Genomic DNA, 20103 nt, shown 5'->3' with positions numbered 1-20103 from the left:
GTCATCATGCCGGAAGTACATGCAATCCTTTCTGCTTCCAGCTCTAAGAGGTGGCTGAACTGTACACCATCTGCAAGGCTGGAGCAGAACTTTCCAAATGAATCCTCGGTGTACGCCGAGGAGGGAACTGCTGCCCATGAGTTGGGCGAATACAAGCTGCGGAAATATCTGCATGAACGGGTGAAGCGTCCAACCTCCGAGTACGAGGATGAGGAGATGGAAGCGAACACCGATATCTATGCGGAGTTCATCATTTCCACAGTGGAGCGCATCAAGGAGACCTGTCCGCATCCGCTGGTCATGGTGGAGGAGCGGCTGGATTACAGCTACCTGGTTCCATCTGGCTTTGGTACCGGCGACTGCGTGATTATCGCAGACGGTACGCTTTATGTCATGGACTACAAGAACGGCAAGGGAGTGTTCGTAAACTGTGACCATAATCCGCAGATGATGCTGTACGCCCTAGGTGCTTACCACGCCTACGGATATCTGTACAGTATCAAAAAGGTGTCCATGACCATTATCCAGCCGAGACTGGAAAATATCTCAACGTTTGAATGCAGTGTGGAGGAACTGCTGGACTGGGCAGAGACCTATGTCAGACCGAGGGCAAAGCTGGCCTTTGAAGGAAAAGGCGAGCAGGTTCCCGGGGACTGGTGCCGGTTCTGCCGTGCCAGAACTTCCTGTAAAGCCTGTGCCGATGAAGCTATGGCTCTGGTGAAAGAAGAATTTCTGGATCTGGATGCCGGTGTGCTGGAGGATGAAACCGAGGAAACGGATGCGACAGCATCCTTTGATCCGGACATTTCGGTGCCGACCTTTAAATCCCCGGCCCTGCTTTCAAAGACAGACATTGAGAAGATGCTGCCGACCCTGAACCGTATCGAGTCCTGGATCGAAGCCATCTTTGCCTATGTCAGTTCGGAGGCCATCAATCATGGTGTCAGCTGGGATGGGTATAAGGTGGTCGAGGGTAGGAGCAAGAGGCAGTTCCTTGATACGAAATCGGTGGTGGCTGCTGCAGAGAAGGCCGGATACACCGATATTTATAAGACGGAGCTGATCTCTCTGACAGCCTTTGAAAAGCTTATGGGGAAGAAAAAGTTCCAGGAGATTCTGGGAGAGTATGTGGTCAAGCCGCCCGGTAAGCTGGCACTTGTCCCGGATTCGGACCCCAGAGAAGCAGTCGATCTGCAGACTGCGGAAGATGAATTTGCTGTCCTCGATTGAGGGCAGCAGCAATACACAAAAACAGATTGATGGAGGATTTTTATTATGGCTAACAAGATTTCCAGTGCAACTAAGGTCGTGATTCCGTGCCGTATCTCTTTCGCAAACATTTTTGAAGCAAAGAGCATCAACGGCGGTGAGGCCAAGTATTCCGTTTCCTGTCTGATCCCGAAGGAGGATAAGAAGACCCTGCTGGCGATCCACAAGGCAGTGGAGGCCGCCAAGGAGGATGGCAAGACCCGTAAGTGGGGCGGTAAGATCCCGCCGAACCTGAAGCTGCCTCTGCGTGACGGCGACATCGACCGCCCGGACGATGAGAACTACCAGGAGCATTTCTTTGTGAATGCCTCCAGCAAGGATGCACCGCAGGTCGTGGACCGTCATGTCCAGCCTGTGACAGACCCGATGATGGTCTACTCCGGCTGCTACTGCAATGTCAGCGTGAACTTCTACGCTTTTAACGCCAACGGCAACCGCGGTGTGGCTGCTGGTTTGGGGAACGTGCAGTTTGTCAAGGATGGTGACCGTCTGTCCGGCAAGGCATCAGCAGAGTCTGATTTTGACGCGCTGGACGATGAGGATGTTCTGGGCGGCGATGCCGGTGAGGAACTGCCGGATTACCTTCGCTAAGAGAAACACAGATAAGTAACCGTGCCGGGGGATGCCAGGGTGTCCTCCGGCTTTTTACATCGAATAGAGGTGAGATATTTGAAAGAAACGCTGATCGATATTGAGACCTACAGCGAGGTGGATATCGGAAAATGCGGCCTGTACCGTTATGCCACAGATCCAAGCTTTGAGATCCTGCTGGTTGCCTGGGCGACCGATGAAGGGGATGGTTTTGGCGAGACCAGGTGTGCAGACCTTGCATCGGGAGAACCGCTCCCCAAAGAGCTGCTGGAGGATTTCCAGTCCGGCAATGTGCGCCTGATTGCCCACAATGCTTCCTTTGAGCGGGTCTGTTTTTCTGTGCATCTGCAAAGACATCTGCCGGGACAGTATCTGAAACCCGGAGAGTTCCTTTCGCCGGACAGCTGGATCTGCACGATGGTTATGGCGGCATCGCTGACTCTGCCAATGGCCCTAAAGGATGTTGGCATTGTGTTGAAGACCAGCCAGCAGAAAGACAAGGAAGGCGAGCGGCTGATCAAGCTGTTTTCCATGCCCTGTAAGCCAACGAAGAGTAATGGGATGCGTACCCGGAATCTTCCGGAGCATTACCCTGCTGACTGGGAGAAGTTTAAGTATTACTGCATTCAGGATGTCAACACCGAGGTGGACATTTATAAGCGGCTGAAGAAATTCCCGATGCCGGAGCAGGAGTGGAAGCATTACCGGGTCAATGAGCGTATCAATGACCGGGGCGTAAAGATCGACACGGAGTTGGTGCAGCAGGCCATTGCCTGTGACCTGCTGCTCTCGGACGCTATGAGTAAGAAAGCCTACGAACTGACCGGGCTTGAGAATCCAAACTCTGTGTCACAGCTGAAGTCATGGCTGGATGAGCGCGGCATTCCGATGGACACGCTCGGAAAAAAGGATGTAGCACAGATGATCGATGAACTGGACAAGAACGGAGTGGATGCTGAGGCAATGGACATGCTGAAGCTCCGACTTCAGATGGCGAAAAGTTCTGTGAAGAAATACCAGGCGGCAGAACGCTGTGTCTGTTCAGATGGAAGAGCCAGAGGGCTGTTCCAGTTCTATGGAGCCAGCCGCACAGGTCGGTATTCCGGCCGGAATATCCAGTTGCAGAATCTGCCACAGAACCATATTTCCACGCTGAATGAGGCGAGGGAACTGGTGAAGCTGGGGTGCTTTGATATGGTCGAGACCATCTATGGCAATACCCCGGATGTGCTTTCCCAACTGATCCGAACCATGCTGATCCCAAGAGAGGGCTGTGAGTTCATCGTGGCCGACTTCTCCGCCATCGAAGCCCGTGTGCTTGCATGGGAAGCCGGGGAGGACTGGCGGCTGGAAGCCTTTCTGGAAGGAAAGGACATCTACTGTGCCTCTGCCAGCCAGATGTTCCATGTGCCGGTGGTGAAGCACGGCATCAACGGGGAACTTCGGCAGAAAGGAAAGGTGGCAGAGCTGGCCTGCGGCTATGGCGGTTCTTCCGGCGCACTCATCAGCATGGGTGCTCTGCAGATGGGTCTGAAAGAAGAGGAACTGCCGGAGATCATCGATTCCTGGCGGGAAGCCAATCCGAAGATCGTCCAGTATTGGTGGGATGTGGAAAAGGCGGCAACGCAGGCGTTTAAAACCGGAAAGCGACAGGAGATCGGTAAGCTGGCGTTTGAGTTTTATTCCGGTACGCTCTGGATGCTGCTTCCTTCTGGAAGAAAGCTGGCGTATCTGAAGCCGAGACTGCAGCCGAACCGCTTCGGTCGCATGAGCCTGACCTATGAAGGAGTGGGGCAGAACCACAAATGGGCCAGACAGGAAACCTACTCCGGCCGTCTGGTGGAGAATGCGACACAGGCGATTGCACGTGACATTCTGGCAGAAGCAATGGCCCGGATGGAAGGCTATGGCCTGAATATCGTAGGTCATGTTCACGATGAAGTCATCATCGAAGCACCCAAGGATCGGTACACGGTGGATGAGGTCTGCAAGCTGATGTCCGTTAACCCGGAGTGGTGCAAGGATCTTCCTCTGAATGCTGCCGGATATAAGGGCAGCTACTACTTCAAGGATTAAAGGGGGAGCAAGATGCCTCATGTTCTGAAAATGAAGGACGGAAAACTTCTGATACCCTTTGGCATCCGGGATCTGCTGGATGCGGTGCAGGACTATGCCGGAGAGGAACTTCGCCGGGAGATTGAGGAGTACATCGAAACCAATGTGCAGGATATCGATGATTACGAAAATGAGTACGAACGCATGGAACAGGAGAATGAACGCCTGGCTGACCATCAGCGGTCCGTGCTCTGTAACATCCGGGAAGAGTTGGACGCTCTGGACACACTCCTGCAGGATACCCGGCTGAACCGCAGACGTATGCAGGGAGCCGTCCGAATCATCCGGCAGATGATCAACCGGGAATTATAAGCACTTGCAGTTATAAAAACACGGCGTTTTTGTCGGAAGGACACGGACGCATAAACGGGCGTATAAATATGCGCCGCAGGATAGAAAGGAAAAATTTATGAAAACAGGCAGAAATTTGCAGGAAGTCCTGGTCGAACTGAACCGTCAGAATCAGGCAAAGCAGGATTTTATCAGCCCGGCGCAGGGGATGCACCTCCGGGAAGATGGACACACCTTTGAGATTAACCACCTGACCACGAATCAGCAGGAGGTGTTCGGCACTACTTCGCTGTTCCATCGGCAGGTGGCATCGGCACTGGGCATCCCGGCCAAATACTATGATCTCATGCAGGCACAGAAGCCGGAGCTGCTGGCAGAGAACGTGAACAGCTGGTTTGCGGACAAGCCCGGCTCTTACATGGTCCGCTCGATGGATTACGGTGCCGGACAGGTAGCCCGTGCGCTGCTGTCGGAACGTTATCGCCGTATCGACAACATGGAGATTGCCACAGCTGTCCTGCCACTGTTTGCAGGCAATGATCAGTACGAGGTCATGTCCTGTGAGGTGACGGAAAACCGTCTGTACCTCAAGGTGGTCAATCACCGTCTGGAGATGGAAGTCCGTAAAGGCGATATCGTCCAGGCCGGTGTGATGATCTCCAACTCCGAGGTTGGTCTGGGAGCTGTGTCCATTCAGCCTTTGGTATATCGTCTCGTCTGCACCAACGGTATGGTGGTGAATGACATGGGCGAACGCCGTCATCATGTGGGCCGGCAGGCAAAAGCAGTGGAGGACAGCTTTGCCCTGTATTCGGATGAGACGATGGAAGCAGAGGACAAGGCATTCCTGCTGAAACTCCGCGATACCACGATGGCTGCCATTGATGAGGCTCGCTTTTCCCAGGTGGTCGGCCGCCTGCAGGAATCTATGGCAGTGCCGATCACCGGCAGGGTACAGGATGTGGTGCAGCTGACTGCCCAGAGCTATGGCATCAATGCCGAGGAACAGGAAGGTATCCTCAAGTACCTCATTGAAGGCGGAGACCTTTCTCTGTACGGTCTGTCCAATGCGGTGACCCGTGCATCGCAGGATGTTGTTTCCTATGACCGTGCTACCACACTGGAGGGCATCGGCTGGCAGGTTGCCACGATGGAGCCGCAGCAGTGGAAGCAGATCAATCAGTGAGGTGACGGTATGGAAGATGTCATTCACTGGATCACAGAACACAAAGAGGAAAGATCTCTGAACAGGAAAGTCAGCCACAGCCACCCGGACCCGACTGCCAATGAAGCCATCGGCAATGTAGTTCGGGAAGAGCGCAGGAAGAAGCACCAAAAAAGGAAACACCCGAAAAGGGAATGCCGGAAAAAGAAACGCCCACGCATCGGTGTCTGGCGGGCAGAGGAGGCGAAGCCGGATGAGGGAGAATGAAGTCGAAAAGCAGTTTGTGGAAGCAGTCAGGGCAGCCGGTGGGCAGGCCCTTAAATTCACCAGCCAGAGCATGAACGGTGTGCCGGATCGACTGGTTTTGCTGCTCGGCGGCAAGTGTGCTTTTGTGGAACTGAAAGCTCCCGGCAAGCAGATGCGTATCCTTCAGAGAAAACGCAGACTGCAGCTGGAGGCACTGGGCTTCCCGGTATTCTGCGTAGACCGCCCGGAACAGATCCAGCCTGCTATCCATGCGTTGATTTGCTGGAAACCGGGCGAGCCTATCCCCCAGGGAATCGGGGCGAAGATTCCGGAGATGCCGGAAGTTACGCTGCCACAAGGAAATACACAAAGCGAGGAGCTGGAAACACGGGCACAGGATGCCGGGGAGGAGGTGATGCCCAAATGAAGTTCATTCCACATGATTATCAGAGCTACTGTACGGAGTATATCAAAACACACCCGGTCGCAGCCCTTTTTCTGGATATGGGCTTGGGTTAAGGAAAGACCGTTATCACATTGACAGCCATCAAAGACCTTATGCTGGAGACCTTCGAGGTCAGCAAGGTCCTGATCATTGCGCCGCTGCGTGTGGCTCGTGATACGTGGCCGGCAGAGATCGAAAAGTGGGATCATCTGCAAGGTCTGGATATTTCTGTCATCGTAGGTGATACAAAGACCCGAATTGCAGCACTCCACCATCCGGCGATGATCTATGTCATCAACCGTGAAAATATCAAATGGCTGGTGGAGTACTATGAGAAAAACGGAATGCGCTGGGATTTTGGCATGGTCGTGATCGATGAGCTGTCATCGTTCAAGAACTACCAGTCCCAGCGTTTTAAATTCCTGCGGAAAGTCCGCCCGTATGTGAAACGATGGGTCGGATTGACCGGCACCCCTTCTTCCAATGGTCTCATGGATCTTTGGGCGGAGATCGGGATTCTGGATGGCGGGGAGCGGCTTGGCAAATTCATCGGCCGGTACCGGGAAGCTTATTTCAAGGCTTCTTCCATGAATCCTTCCACGGGTGTTGTGTTCCAATACAAGCCCAGAGAAGGAGCAGAGGAGCTGATCTACCAGAGGATCTCGGATATCACGATTTCCATGAAAGCACTGGATTACCTTCATATGCCAGACTGCATTCCAAGTCGGTACGAGGTGGAGATGAGCGCACCGGAGCGAGAACTCTACGATATGCTTCGGAAGGACCTGTTGATCCCGCTGAAAGATGGTGACATAGATGCTGCCAATGCCGCATCACTGACAGGAAAGCTGTTGCAGATGAGCAATGGTGCTGTCTACGACGAGAACGGAAAAGCCCGCATCATCCATGACCATAAGCTGGAGGCACTGGAAGACCTGATCGAAGCCGCCAACGGACAGCCTGTTCTGGTGGCGTACTGGTTCAAGCATGACCGCCAGCGCATCATGGAGCATCTGGCAAAACAGAAAATCCCGGTACGGGATATCAAGAGCAGCACTGACATCAGGGACTGGAATGCCGGGGATATCCCGGTTGCCCTGATCCACCCGGCATCGGCCGGACATGGCCTGAACATCCAGCAGGGCGGACATATCCTGATCTGGTTCGGACTGACATGGAGCCTGGAACTGTACCAGCAGACCAATGCCAGACTTTGGAGGCAGGGGCAGACGAATGTGGTCACCATCCACCATATCATCACCAAGGACACGGTAGACGAGGACGTCATGGCTGCCCTGGAACAGAAAGACATGACACAGGAAAAACTGATCTCAGCGGTCAAGGCACAGCTGGGGAGATAGGAGAGAATATGAAAAAATATCTATTTTTGAATGCTGAGGACCGCCGTCCGGCAGAGGAGAGTGATTATCGTTATAAAAAATCCAAGCCAGTAACGGCAATGAAAGCCAAAAGAGACGAGGAGGGATTCTTCATCCCCTGGGCAATGTTCCGGCCGATTGGCGAGAAGGGACTCCTTTGTGAGCTCTTTGGTACGAGTCCGATCCGCAGAGCAGCAGACCTGCGGATGAACCGGGATCTTCTCATGAAGGAAGCCTATGAGCATGAAGTGGAACTTCTGATGTGCCATATCCGGGCAAGTGAGCTCTGGATGCAGCAGGAATTCTGTAAGGAAGAACAGGCTATGGAACTGTATCAGAAATCCAAGATCCAGAATATGCCCAACCTCACCCCGGACGGAAAACGAAAGCTCCTGCTGGATGCAGTCACATGGAAATACGACTGTGTTCAGCAGTACAAAAAGATCTGTTTTCAGTTTGCAGAGGCGGTCATTGCAAGGAAAAAGAGCCAGAATCTGGGGAATACGAACCGAGATCATTTTATTGAGCAGTTTATCAAGAAAGCAAATGAACTGCCGGAAGCAAACCGCCGTTTGCTGGATCTTTTGTATGAGACGGCATGGCACACGATCTATGTTTTCAAATACGGTATTGCTCCGGAGAAGGTGCCGGCTCCCTGGTATGACAGGATGGGAGGCGTTGAAAAATGAGCAGAGTAAGAAATGCTGCAATTGCCGTCAGTGAAAATATGGCCTGCTATGAGAATCTGGCAAACGCCATCATCCTGCAGGCGGTCAAGGATTATAAGTGGGCGCTTCACCGGCTGGATGTCAATCCAAAGAACCGGGATGCGATGCACGAGAAAGAAAGATTGGAACGATTCTTTCATTCTCCGTGGTATGAGGCGCTTACGGATTTGGATGCAGACCGGCTGATCGAAGGGGTGCAGGAGCGGGTGCGTCAGGAAGCAGCCAAGCGACGAAAGAAGAAAGCCACCGTGGAGGCGTCCAGCTAAAAACCAATTGGATCGGTCAGAAAGGAGGACGAACTATGGCTGAGGAAAAGAATGTGGCATCTGCCGCAAAACCTGAACAGGTGGATTGTCTGGAGCTGGTCAAAAAACTGGCCGATTCCTATCGCTGTTTGATCCGCAGGCGGGAACTGCTCCGACAGCAGTATGAAGAATCCAAATCGTGGTTTTACACGAAAGAAGAGATTATCTATAAACTGTCACAGGGCGCACATGAGGAATCCGAGCGGGTACAGACAAGCGGCTTGTCGAACCCAGTGGAACGCACGGTCCTTAATTGCGATAAGGTGCTGGCATCCATGAACCGGGAAGTGCAGACACAGCGCACGGAGCAGTTTCTGGAACCGTACTATGAAGTCTGTGAGCAGATCGAACTCTTTGAGATCGGGCTTCGCAGTCTGCGCGGCCAGACCCGGCTTGTGGCGGAGCAGTTGTTTGTGGATGGGAAGAAGCAGTCGGAGATTACGGGGGCGGAAGGGAAATTGCTGACCCGGAGAATGGTAGTCCGGGAGAAAGAAAATGCCCTTATTGGAATGGCCGACACAATTGGCCGCTATCAGAGGAGGTGATACGGAATATGAAACAGGAAACAGCAGAGGACATGCTGGATTTTGCAAAAGAAGTCTGCCAGAAATACAGCAGGGTAAAAACGCTGGCGGAGGAAACACAAGTGCAGTGGAGGCGGGATCTTGAAATGGCTGCGGATTCTAAATATCCGGGTGAAAAGGAAATGTATGACCGGCAGGCAGAAGAAAGTCTTGCAAGGTATACAGCGGTAAGAGAGTGGCTTGAGCTGGCTGATGCAGCGGCGTTTCGGATCAGAGACAGTAAGGCACAGATCGTTGTGAGACAGCACTGTCTGGACCGGATTCCTCTGAAAGCAGTCGAATTTGAGAACGGGAAGCACATGGGAAAAACAGCCGTCTTTTATCATAAAAAAATCGGGCTGCAGCAGTTTTCAGAAGAGCTTTTCTCCAGCAAGGCGCAGATGCGGCAGCTGGAAAAAAAGTTCTGCAAAAACTGAACTTTACGAACGGAAACGAACCGTTTTTGAACTTTTCCTTCTTAACTGTACATCGGTTTTTTGCTATACTTTAAACTAGGAAAATAGGAAAACAAAGGCATAAAGATACTGGAAAGCATCCGGTGTTTTTATGCCTTTTTACATTTACGGCCGCTATGAGGATTCCATCTTCGGCGGCCTTTTTGCTATCAAACTGGAGGTGAGATCCCAATGGGGAGAAAGAAAAAGAATGCCCGGTCAGCAGCACATGGACGGAAGATCCATGTTAATAAATACATCAATCAGCGAGGGAAGACCAAGAAAAGGGCAGTAGCCTCCTGTCAGCCGGCACCTAATAGAGTGCCGATTCAGGAGATGCCGCTTACCAGATGGCCGGTACCAAAGATACCGAAGCAGTATGAAATCTGGTTTGCAGAACTGGGGAATCATTATGGTACTTCGGTGCAGAGCGGAAACCGCCCGGTGCTGGTTATCAGCAACGATATGGCAAACCGCAATTCTCCGATTATCACGGTGATTCCGATGAGTTCCAAGCTGAAGAAGCTGGAGCTGCCGGTACACATTCCGGTCACCGGGAGAGACTGCGAAATGCTCCGGGATGAGGGACTGGAAGAATCCATTCTGCTGGTGGAGCAGATCACGACCATTGACAAGATGGTCCTGTGCAACCGGCTCTGCCGTGTGACCTCGGCCAAGAAAAAGCAGGAGATCGAAGCTGCTGTTAAAAAGCAGTTTGCGATGCAGGCTTGCATGGGAAGGGAGGCGCAGGCATGATGGACATCAAGAACATTCCGGGCAAGCTGAAAACGACCTGCAGCTTCTGTGTCTGGAAGTTTGAAAAGCGCAATGGCCAGAAGACCAAGATGCCATTTAACCCGGCAACGGGGGAACGGGCAAGGATCAATGACCTGCGTACATTCTCAGATTTCAAGAATACCCTTGTCACTTATGCAATGGGCGGCTATGACGGTATCGGTATTGCTGTTGGCAACGGAATCGGAGCTTTTGATATCGACCATTGTATCCGGGAGGACGGTACGCTGAACGATACGGCGGATACCGTCCTTTCCATCTTTTCTACGGCTTACGTGGAAAAATCTCCATCCGGGAAAGGATTGCGAGGTTTCTTTTGTGTGCCGGAAGACTACGTCTACGACAAGACGGTCTACTACATCAACAACCGTAGCAAGGGTCTGGAAGTGTATATGCCCGGTGCGACAAACCGCTTCGTCACCGTAACGGGAGATGTTTACCGCACAGGTGAGATCCCGAACGATGAAACGGCAATGACAACACTGCTGGACACGCTGATGAAGCGAAACAAGCAGGTGCAGCAGACACATTTCCAGCACCATTCGTACCTGGATGATGAGGCTGTCATCGCACACGCCAACGAAGCCAGCAACTCGGAGAAGTTCAAAAAACTCTTTGCCGGTGACTGGGAAGACCTCTACGGCAGCCAGTCGGATGCAGATATGGCATTGCTGTCTATTCTGGCATTCTGGTGTGGCTGTGATGAGGAGCAGATGGACCGTATCTTCCGTACTTCCGGTCTGATGCGTGACAAGTGGGACCGCAAGCAGGCTGGTTCAACTTATGGTGCAATCTCTATCCGCAATACGGTCAATACCTGTGCGGCCATCTATATGCCGGTCAACGCACAGGATATCGTAGATGAGGAGTTTTCCAAGCTGGATGAGGATGACTATATCGAGTTCCAGCCGGATCTCACCAAGATCACGATCACGCTGGAAGAAATGGCTCCGCACACAAATGCCCGGTATGGCAGAAATGAGATCGGCATGGGCAATATGTTTGCGGATTATTTCAAGCAGATTGCCCGGTACAACAGTGAACGTAAAGGCTGGTATGTCTATGACGGATCTGTCTGGCGGCCGGACAAAGGCAATCTCAAGGTGTCGGAACTGGCAAAGCTGCTGGCTGACAAGCTGTATGTGTTTGCCCTGACGATCACCGAAGAGGATGCCAGGAAGCGGTTCATCGACCGTGTCCGAAAACTGCAGCTGCGTAAGAACCGGGAAACGATGTTAAGAGATGCCATGTCCGTGTACCCGATCTCCATGCAGGCATTCGACAGGAACAAGTATTTCTTCAACTGCAAAAATGGAACGCTGGATATGCGGACACTGGAATTCAGGGAACATCGGCCGGAGGATTATCTCACAATGGAATCCGGTATTACCTATGACCCGGATGCAGACTGTCCACGCTGGCACTCGTTTATCAAGGAGGTCATGTGTGGAGATGCAGAGCTGGCAGACTTCCTTCAGCGTTCTTTGGGATACGCCCTGACAGGAGATACCTCGCAGGAGTGTATGTTTATCCTTTACGGTGCCACTTCCCGAAACGGCAAAGGCACTGCAATGGAAACATTCCTGAAGATCATGGGCGACTATGGAAAGACATCGAATCCGGATATGCTGGCAGCTAAATTTCGTGGTGGGAACACAGGCGGACCTTCGGAAGAAGTGGCTCGCCTGGTCGGCTCCAGATTTGTAAATATCTCTGAGCCGGAGAAGAAGATCACATTTAATGCAGCTCTCGTAAAAAGAATGACCGGCAACGATACCATCAACGCCCGATTCCTAAATGAGAACAGCTTTGATTTTGTGCCGGTGTTCAAGATTTTTATCAATACGAACTACCTGCCTAATGTCAATGATATGACTTTGTTCCAATCCGGCCGACTGAAGATCATCCCATTTAACCGTCACTTTGAAGAGGGAGAACAGGACCAGGGGCTGAAAGGACAGTTTGCGAAGCCGGAGAACCTGTCAGGTATTTTCAACTGGTGTCTGGAAGGATACAAAAAGTTCTGTCAGCGCGGTTTGGAACTTCCGCAGGCTGTTACGAAAGCCACGGAAGATTACAAGGATGATTCTGATCGGATCGGGCAGTTCATTGAGGCGTGGCTTGAAAAAGAGGACGGGTCGGAACTTCGGACGGCAGCAGCATACCAGCTGTACACAAAGTGGTGTGAGGAGAACGGGTATTCCTCAGAGAATCAGAAGAACTTTAAAAATGCTATCGGCGTGCATTTCAAAGTGGTCCGAAAGCGCCCCAAAGGCGGTGGCGGACAGACTACGCTGATCATGGACTGCAAGTTCAAGGAAGTAGAAGATGGTGCGGAAGACCTGACGGTACAGGACGCATATAAGCCAAAGGACAGCCTTTTGTGACCTTTTTTTCTGATTTTGGGTGCTTTGTAGCATGTAGCTGGTTTGTAGCCGAGATTTCATAACCTTTTTTATTATTACTTTCTTTTATAGCTTTCTTATATAAAATTCAGCTACATGGTTGCTACATGCTACATGAGTTGAGAAGAAGAAAGAAAAATAAGAGAATCAACGGAAACCATGAACTGAGACAGGGCAGGCAGTCTTTGTGGGAGCCTATTTGTGGGCAATGGCAAAAACGGCCTGCTTTGTGATACATGAAAGAGAGGACAGAACATGAGTAAGATTATCACCTGTGAGCAGGTCAGCGATGGACATCCCGACAAGATCTGTGACCAGATCGCAGATGCCATCGTGACAGACATCCTTCAGCACGACAAGAACGCCCGCGTGGCAATCGAGTGCCTGCTGAAAAAGAACCAGCTCTTTATTGCCGGCGAGGTCACGACTGACTACCAACCGAACTACCACCAGATCGTTCATGATGTGCTTACCCGCATCGGTGCCGAGAAGCTGGGCTTTGATATGAGGGAGCTGCTCCGTATCGGCATTCTGGTGGACAAGCAGTCGCCGGATATCGCACTTGGTGTGGATAAGGGCGGTGCCGGTGACCAGGGCATCATGTATGGTTACGCCACCAACGAAACGGCAGAGCAGATGCCGATTCCTTACATGGTTGCCACTAAGTTTCTGCAACTGCTGAAAGCACATCCCAGCAGGATGTTCCGTGCAGATGCCAAGGCGCAGGTCAGCTACGATTACGACACTGGCCGTATCACCACCTTCCTCTGCTCCGTGCAGCACAGCCCGGATGTGGAGGTCAGCGACTTCCGGCACATCATCGAATCCATGATGGTGCTTGCCGCCTGCGAGTACGGTCTGGACGGTGACTTCCAGAAGCTGGTCAACCCGACCGGTCGTTTCGTGCTGGGCGGCAGCTTTGCAGACTGTGGTGTGACCGGCAGGAAGCTGGCGTGCGATACCTACGGCGGCATCGGTCGTATCGGCGGCGGTGCTTTGTCCGGCAAGGACCCAACCAAGGTGGATCGCTCTGCTGCATACATGGCACGGAAGATCGCCAAGGACATCGTGCAGGCAGGCTACGCTGACAAGTGCGAAGTCCAGCTGGCCTACGCCATCGGCGTGGTACAGCCAGTCGGTGTGTCGGTGGAGTGCTTCGGTACGGAACATGAAGCACTGGACTTTATCCAAGCCTACATCAATGACAGCTACGATCTGACCCCGCAGGGGATCATCAAGCGACTGGGACTGCTGGACGTGGACTACAACAAGGTCAGTGCTTACGGTCACTTCGGTAAGGCTGGTCTTCCGTGGGAGGACTGACCCATGCCATACAGACCAAAGACACCGTGCCATCACCCCGGCTGCCCAGAGCTGGTGGAAGCCGGCCGGCTCTACTGTGAGAAGCACCTGCCTCTCCATCCAGAGGTGACCCGCCCGGCAGCGAAGCGTGGATACAACAGGCGGTGGCAGAAAGTCAGAAAGTCGTATCTGGAAGCTCATCCACTCTGTGTGCAGTGCGCCAAGCAGGGCAAGTACGTCCGGGCAACGGTTGTGGATCACATCATTCCACACCGTGGTGACCAGAAGCTTTTCTGGAATCAGAACAACTGGCAGCCGCTCTGCAAAAGCTGCCACGATAAGAAGACGCTGACCGAAGACATCAACCCGACCTACACCTACTGACAGCCCCACCGGGGCCGGGGCCACTTCTCTACGGTGAAGTCACACGGAGACCGGTGGCCCCTTTTCTGTGAAAAACCGCAAAATTGGTAGGCCGGGGGTCAGAGGAATAACGGCGCAAAATGAAACAGGAAAATGTACAGGCATCGGAGCTTTCGTTCCGGTGCCATTCTTATTCCCCGAAATGAACCAAAGTGTGTGAAACTTCTCGAAAACAGGGAGCTTTCGCACATTTTAGCTTGTTCCGGGAGGAGCGAGGGCGAGCGAGAATCGGCCGCCGCAACAACAATTCAACCGGGCGGGACGGGGCCGATTTCCACTTCGCCGCTTTTCGTATGAATTATGAGATTTTTCTAAGAAACCGCCGAAGAAACGGCGAAAAATGAGAGTGAGGTGAGGGCAGATGGATGATTACACGGCTGAGATGATAAGGGACATGGCTTTTTCGTTCTGCCCTCAGTGCGGTACAGCCATTGTGCCGAATCATAAGGGCAGACCGAGAAAGTTTTGCTCACCGGAATGCCGGTCAAGATGGAACAACACCCACCCAAAGCCGGAAAACTGGAGAACAGTGCGGTCAAAGATCTGTCCGGTGTGTGGCAGGGAGTTTTCCTACCGGCATCAGTACGGATTGGAACGGAAATATTGCAGTCGGGCTTGTGCCAACCGGGGCAGGAAGAAGGAGGCGAACAGGAGTGAGTAAGAAGATTATCGGTGTGTATCCGATGTTCAACACCGGGGGTATCTGTGTACATGCGATTGACGATGCGGAAGATAAGGTCTTGGCATCTGTGAATGGGGAAAACCCGGAGTGGTGCGAGATGGCTGAACAGCCGCAGGAAGATGGAGATGAAATGGAGTCGGGCTTTTTGTTCGGCTCCTTTTTCGTGCCGTTTTCAGGGGTCATTCGCATGGGAATCTGAATTAGGAGGAACCTACATGAAAGCGACTGCTGAACTGAAGATGCTGCCGGTGTCCGTACTCAAGCCGGCTGCATACAATCCCCGGAAAAAGCTGAAGTCGGGGGATAAAGAGTACGAGAAAATCAAGAACTCCATTACGGAGTTCGGCTTCGCAGATCCTTTGGTGGTCAATGCCGACATGACGATTATCGGTGGTCACCAGAGACTGACAGTAGCGATGGAGCTGGGCTACACCGAAGTGCCTTGCGCGGTGGTGGACATCGACAAGACCAGGGAGAAGGCCCTGAACATCGCACTCAACAAGATCACGGGTGCATGGGATGATTCCCTGCTGGCTGATCTTTTGAAGGACATCGAGGATTCCAACTTCGATCTTGGAAAGACCGGGTTTGAACCGCCGGAGATCGAGACGCTGTTCAATAAGGTCCACAGCAAAGAGGTCAAGGAAGATGATTTCGATGTGGAATCGGAGCTGAAGCAGCCGTGCTTCTCTAAAGAGGGCGACCTCTGGCATCTGGGTAAGCACATCGTTCTGTGTGGCGATTCCACCAAGCCAGAATGCTACGATACCCTGATGGACGGCACCAAGGCAAATCTGGTACTTTCCGATCCCCCTTATAACGTGGATGTGGAAGAAACGGCTGGCAAGATCCTGAACGACAACATGGGCGATTCGGAATTCTACCAGTTCCTGCTGGCAGCGTTCCAGCAGATGCACGGGCATCTGGCGGATGACGGCTCCATCTATATCTTCCATGCAGATACGGAAGGGCTGAACTTTAGAAAGGCATTCAAGGATGCAGGGTTCTACCTGTCCGGGTGCTGTATCTGGAAGAAGAATGCTCTGGTGCTGGGACGCAGTCCATACCAGTGGCAGCACGAGCCGTGTCTTTACGGCTGGAAGCAGAAGGGGAAACACCAGTGGTATTCCGACCGGAAGCAGACGACCATCTGGGAGTATGACCGGCCGAAGTCCAACAAGGACCATCCGACCATGAAGCCCATCGGCCTGATGAGCTATCCGATCCGAAATTCCACCATGACCAACGGCATCGTCCTCGATCCGTTCCTTGGCAGCGGTTCTACCCTGATCGCCTGCGAAGAAACCGACCGTGTGTGCCGAGGCATCGAGCTGGACCCGAAGTTCGTGGATGTGATCGTGAAGCGTTATATCGAACACAGCGAGGGTCACTACGATGATGTGTATGTCATCCGTGACAGTCAGAAGCTGAAGTTCGAGGAAGTGGCGACCTTCGAGCCGGAAAGGGAGGTCGCTGATGGAGAATAAACAGCTGACCCTCGGCAGCCTCTTTGATGGCTCCGGGGGTTTTCCATTGGGCGGGCTTTTGACCGGGCAGATCACTCCGGTGTGGAGCAGTGAGATCGAGCCGTTTGCCATCCGGGTCACGACCAAGCGTCTGCCGCAGGTGAAGCATTATGGAGATGTGTCTACTATCAGCGGTGCAGACCTACCTCCTGTAGACATCATCACTTTTGGCAGTCCCTGTCAGGATATGTCCATCGCGGGTAAGCGGGACGGTCTGGATGGTTCACGGTCCAGCCTGTTTTACGAAGCAATCCGAATCGTGAAGGAAATGAGGTGTAAGACCAATGGAGAAAAACCAAGATTTATCGTGTGGGAGAATGTGCCAGGGGCCTTCTCCTCAAACAAAGGACAGGACTTCAAAGCAGTCCTCGAAGCCGTCATCGGTGTTAAAGAACCGTCCGCCTCGGTGCCTGCGCCTGAGAAGAAAGGATGGCCCGACGCTGACTACTACGTGGGAGACGGATGGAGCGTTGCGTATCGAGTTCTTGATGCGCAATGGTGGGGCGTTCCCCAAAGAAGAAAACGTATCTACCTTGTCGCAGATTTTGCAGACCAGAGTGCCCCAAAGGTATTATTTGAGTCCGAAGGCGTGTCTCGGTATTCTGCGGAGGTCTTCCGTGCGTGGCAAAGAGCTGCCGCCGGTGCTGAAAGCAGCACTGGAGAGACAGGCTGCAGTGGAGCAGGAGGACGGCTCTGTCTGAACGATCAGGGCGGAGAGAGGATGGATGTGACGGAAGAGGTGACAGCCACCCTCCGTGCGGAGGCACATCATCCGCCGTGTGTTATGGAAGCCGCTGGTTTCTGTACCGAGCATTCCGCAAATGCCAGAAGCATTGGATACGAAGAGGAACGGTCACCGACCCTCCGGGCTGGTGTCGTGCCGGCCGCCATCGCACTGGAAAATCATCCTGCGGACAGCCGGGTGAAGATTTCCGAGGACGGTAAGGTGCAGACACTGACAAGCCGGTGTGGTACGGGTGGCGGTAATGTCCCGATGGTCATGGACGCTGTTGAAAATTCAGTGGAAAGCCCGGTGAAAGAAGTTGAAAACTCTCCGGCGGTCACATTGAAGATCCGTTCCGGGTGTGAAGGCGGTGGCAAGGGCGCTATCTGGCAGGAAGAAAAGTCAGCTACCCTCGGCTGCAACAACGACCAGACACTGTTCGTTCCGAAATGCTACGGTGTCTGCTCTAAAGCCAGCCACTCCATGATGTCCGATAATCCGCATAGCGGCTTCTATGAAGCGGAGACCTCCCGGACACTAGACCGCAGTGGTGGAGATCCGACCTGCAATCAGGGCGGTATCTGCGTGGTAGAGCCGGTCGCCTTTACCCAGAACCAGAGGGATGAAGTCCGGGATCTGGGAGAGAAGTCAGCGGCACTTGCAGCAGAGCCGGGAATGAAGCAGCAGACCTTCGTCCTGCAGGGTAACATGATCGGCCGCAAGGATGAGAACGGTCCGCAGGGGGATGGCGTCAATGAGGATGTCTGCTTTACACTGGATGCCACTGACCGCCATGCAGTCTGCGCACCGGAGGATGTGTATGCCATGACCACCGGCTCCTATATGCAGGTGGCAAAAGAAGTCGCACCGACTCTGATGGCACGGGACTACAAAGACCCGACCACCGTCGCACCGGTGCCGCATCTGAACGAGGGTGTCATGGGAACGGTGGCAACCGGGGCGCATCCAAGCGGCTTCAACGGGCAGGATGCTTTCAATGACCGTCTGGTCATCGATAACCCGGAAGCGCAGCCGACACCTGTGACCTATACCGTCCGCCGCTTGACACCGACCGAGTGTGCCAGACTGCAGGGCTTCCCGGACTGGTGGTGCCGGAACCTTGGAACAGAAGATCCGACCGAAGAAGAGCTGGCGTTCTGGGCAGATGTGTTTGAAACGCACCGCAAGATCGTGACCCACGCCAAGAAGCCGAAAACGGAGAAACAGATCCGGAAATGGCTGGCTGACCCGTATACGGATTCGGCAGAGTACCGTATCTGGGGCAACGGCATATGCCTGGCCAACGCATTTTTTGTTCTGGCCGGCATCGCATGGTGTGCAGGTCTGGAAGAATAAACTGGCCCGCTATATTACTAGGTAGAAAGCGACCTGGTGATATGGTGGGCTTACATATTGGTCCTATTTACACAACAGATTTCGCAGTCCCTTGTGTAATTGGTCGAACATGAAGAATATCGGGAAATGGCCTTGCTATTTGACCGGTTCAGAGTGATATATGTGCTACCGAAAAAAACATCGGGACGTACAAAGACAAAAAACGAAAGGGGCAATGAATTATGTTGAAATTTGAATTGAACATAGCCGACCGCAAGACACTTGCAAATCGCATGGAGGAGCTGACGGGTATCCATCCTTACTACACCAGAGCACCGCTGTATGCTTATGACATCGGCAACTACACCATCGACCGGGACGGTAATCTTCTGGTCGAACCGGAAAATGCAGATGCCGAGTTGCTGAAAACCCTGCTGAATGAGGGACTGATCCGCGGCGGCGAGAGCATTGAGAGTACGGGTGACCAGCCGGAAAACACAGAGCCGACTGAAAACTTGGCAGAGGAGCCTGTGGCCGAAGCAGAGCCGGATGACACGGCAGAGGATGAGCCGGATGCAGAGGAATCGGAAAGCGAAGAGCAGCCGGAAGCAGAAGAGCAGCCGGAAGAAGTGCCGCTGGATCTGGAACTTGCTTTCCCCACCAGCCAGCATAACGGCGTGAGCCTTCGCAATCTGGTCAACCTCATCTACAGCCGGGGCCGACTCATCAGCAAGGCAACGGGCGGGCACTTCCATGTGGAAACCGATCTGGTCGAAACACTGCGGGATGATAGCTGTACTTACACGGTGGCAAACTTCATCGAGACGCTTAAGAGTTACGAAGCACAGTGCGGAACTGCGATGGAAGGTCTGGTGATCACAGAAGAAAAGGTTTCCTTCACAGGATTCCCGACGGCTTCCGACTATGATCACCTGACGGCTTTTGGCCACCTTGCCATCCTGATGAACCAGCAGGCCATCAGCCAGAAGCGTATCCAGGCAAAGGATGTCAACGATGAGAATGAGAAATACGCACTCCGCACATGGCTCCTGCGGCTGGGGATGAACGGTCCGGATTTCAAAGAGACCCGCAAGATCCTCATGGAGAATCTTTCCGGCCATGCGGCTTTCCGCACGGATGAGGAAGCACAGAAGTTCCTCGCAAGGGAAAAGGCAAAGCGGGATGCCCTGAAAGCCGCGAAACAGGCGGCACAGAACGGCAATCCTGCCACTGGGGAAACGGCCGCACAGGATGCAGCCCAGCCGACACAGCCCGACTGTGGGGCGGATACGGCGCAGATGCTGGAGGCGGGAGCGTAAGCTCCCAAGCCCCAAATGGGGGCCGGAAAATAAGTGATAC

General features: G+C 53.1%; 20 protein-coding genes and 1 pseudogene. All 21 read left to right on the top strand.

Annotated elements, in window-relative coordinates; translation table 11 throughout:
- Positions 1 to 6: 6 nt before the first annotated feature.
- The 21 genes and pseudogenes from PGQ33_RS01790 (at position 7) to PGQ33_RS01690 (ending at position 20063) form a co-directional block, all read left to right on the top strand.
- On the top strand, positions 7 to 1230 hold the full coding sequence (locus PGQ33_RS01790; protein ID WP_107000255.1) for a DUF2800 domain-containing protein: 1224 nt from the start codon (positions 7 to 9) through the stop codon (positions 1228 to 1230).
- A gap of 45 nt (positions 1231 to 1275) precedes the next feature.
- Positions 1276 to 1860 carry a DUF2815 family protein gene (locus PGQ33_RS01785; RefSeq protein ID WP_107000254.1) on the top strand — a complete coding sequence of 195 codons (585 nt, stop codon included), beginning with the start codon at positions 1276 to 1278 and terminating at the stop codon, positions 1858 to 1860.
- A 78-nt stretch (positions 1861 to 1938) separates the two neighbouring features.
- Positions 1939 to 3936, top strand: a complete 1998-nt coding sequence (locus tag PGQ33_RS01780) for a DNA polymerase (protein WP_107000253.1) — start codon at positions 1939 to 1941, stop codon at positions 3934 to 3936.
- Between the two features lie 12 nt (positions 3937 to 3948).
- Complete coding sequence (locus PGQ33_RS01775; RefSeq protein ID WP_107000252.1) at positions 3949 to 4287, top strand: hypothetical protein; 339 nt, start codon at positions 3949 to 3951, stop codon at positions 4285 to 4287.
- A gap of 97 nt (positions 4288 to 4384) precedes the next feature.
- Positions 4385 to 5452, top strand: coding sequence for a DUF932 domain-containing protein (locus PGQ33_RS01770; protein ID WP_270205144.1), 1068 nt, complete (start codon positions 4385 to 4387; stop codon positions 5450 to 5452).
- 9 nt (positions 5453 to 5461) lie between these two features.
- Positions 5462 to 5698: a hypothetical protein gene (locus PGQ33_RS01765; protein WP_270205143.1), complete on the top strand. Its 237-nt coding sequence runs from the start codon at positions 5462 to 5464 to the stop codon at positions 5696 to 5698.
- Positions 5685 to 6104, top strand: a complete 420-nt coding sequence (locus PGQ33_RS16760; RefSeq protein WP_316539852.1) for a VRR-NUC domain-containing protein — start codon at positions 5685 to 5687, stop codon at positions 6102 to 6104. The genes PGQ33_RS01765 and PGQ33_RS16760 overlap by 14 nt, the downstream gene beginning before the upstream one ends.
- Positions 6101 to 7483, top strand: a pseudogene (locus tag PGQ33_RS01755) (SNF2-related protein). The gene PGQ33_RS16760 and the pseudogene PGQ33_RS01755 overlap by 4 nt, the downstream one beginning before the upstream one ends.
- Positions 7484 to 7491: 8 nt before the next feature.
- A complete protein-coding gene (locus tag PGQ33_RS01750; protein ID WP_270205142.1) occupies positions 7492 to 8190 on the top strand; it encodes a hypothetical protein in 699 nt (232 codons plus the stop codon).
- Positions 8187 to 8495, top strand: a complete 309-nt coding sequence (locus tag PGQ33_RS01745; RefSeq protein WP_330663208.1) for a hypothetical protein — start codon at positions 8187 to 8189, stop codon at positions 8493 to 8495. The genes PGQ33_RS01750 and PGQ33_RS01745 overlap by 4 nt, the downstream gene beginning before the upstream one ends.
- 35 nt (positions 8496 to 8530) lie before the next feature.
- Positions 8531 to 9079: a hypothetical protein gene (locus PGQ33_RS01740; protein WP_270203409.1), complete on the top strand. Its 549-nt coding sequence runs from the start codon at positions 8531 to 8533 to the stop codon at positions 9077 to 9079.
- Positions 9080 to 9087: 8 nt separating this feature from the next.
- The gene (locus tag PGQ33_RS01735) at positions 9088 to 9534 is read left to right on the top strand and encodes a hypothetical protein (protein ID WP_270205141.1); all 447 of its coding nucleotides are present in this window, start codon (positions 9088 to 9090) and stop codon (positions 9532 to 9534) included.
- 210 nt (positions 9535 to 9744) lie between these two features.
- A complete protein-coding gene (locus PGQ33_RS01730) occupies positions 9745 to 10308 on the top strand; it encodes a type II toxin-antitoxin system PemK/MazF family toxin (protein ID WP_270205140.1) in 564 nt (187 codons plus the stop codon).
- A complete protein-coding gene (locus PGQ33_RS01725; protein WP_270205139.1) occupies positions 10305 to 12734 on the top strand; it encodes a phage/plasmid primase, P4 family in 2430 nt (809 codons plus the stop codon). The genes PGQ33_RS01730 and PGQ33_RS01725 overlap by 4 nt, the downstream gene beginning before the upstream one ends.
- A 273-nt stretch (positions 12735 to 13007) precedes the next feature.
- Positions 13008 to 14075 (top strand): methionine adenosyltransferase, encoded by a 1068-nt coding sequence (gene metK, locus PGQ33_RS01720; RefSeq protein WP_270205138.1) that lies wholly within the window; start codon positions 13008 to 13010, stop codon positions 14073 to 14075.
- Positions 14076 to 14078: 3 nt separating this feature from the next.
- Positions 14079 to 14438, top strand: coding sequence for an HNH endonuclease (locus PGQ33_RS01715; RefSeq protein WP_270205137.1), 360 nt, complete (start codon positions 14079 to 14081; stop codon positions 14436 to 14438).
- Positions 14439 to 14966: 528 nt separating this feature from the next.
- Positions 14967 to 15134: a hypothetical protein gene (locus PGQ33_RS01710; protein WP_270205136.1), complete on the top strand. Its 168-nt coding sequence runs from the start codon at positions 14967 to 14969 to the stop codon at positions 15132 to 15134.
- Positions 15131 to 15358 (top strand): hypothetical protein, encoded by a 228-nt coding sequence (locus PGQ33_RS01705; RefSeq protein WP_118574047.1) that lies wholly within the window; start codon positions 15131 to 15133, stop codon positions 15356 to 15358. The genes PGQ33_RS01710 and PGQ33_RS01705 overlap by 4 nt, the downstream gene beginning before the upstream one ends.
- Positions 15359 to 15374: 16 nt before the next feature.
- A complete protein-coding gene (locus PGQ33_RS01700) occupies positions 15375 to 16646 on the top strand; it encodes a site-specific DNA-methyltransferase (protein WP_270205135.1) in 1272 nt (423 codons plus the stop codon).
- Entirely contained in the window at positions 16636 to 18765 is a 2130-nt protein-coding gene (locus PGQ33_RS01695) for a DNA cytosine methyltransferase (RefSeq protein WP_270205134.1), read from the top strand. The genes PGQ33_RS01700 and PGQ33_RS01695 overlap by 11 nt, the downstream gene beginning before the upstream one ends.
- Positions 18766 to 18986: 221 nt before the next feature.
- Positions 18987 to 20063, top strand: a complete 1077-nt coding sequence (locus PGQ33_RS01690) for a hypothetical protein (protein WP_270205133.1) — start codon at positions 18987 to 18989, stop codon at positions 20061 to 20063.
- Positions 20064 to 20103: the final 40 nt, after the last annotated feature.

It is taken from the genome of Coprococcus sp. AM100_B19A (assembly GCF_027662015.1).
In the GTDB taxonomy this organism is placed as follows: domain Bacteria; phylum Bacillota; class Clostridia; order Lachnospirales; family Lachnospiraceae; genus Allocoprococcus; species Allocoprococcus comes.
The sequence above is the reverse complement of the archived record's forward strand: the minus strand, read 5'-3'. Positions and strand labels throughout refer to the sequence as shown.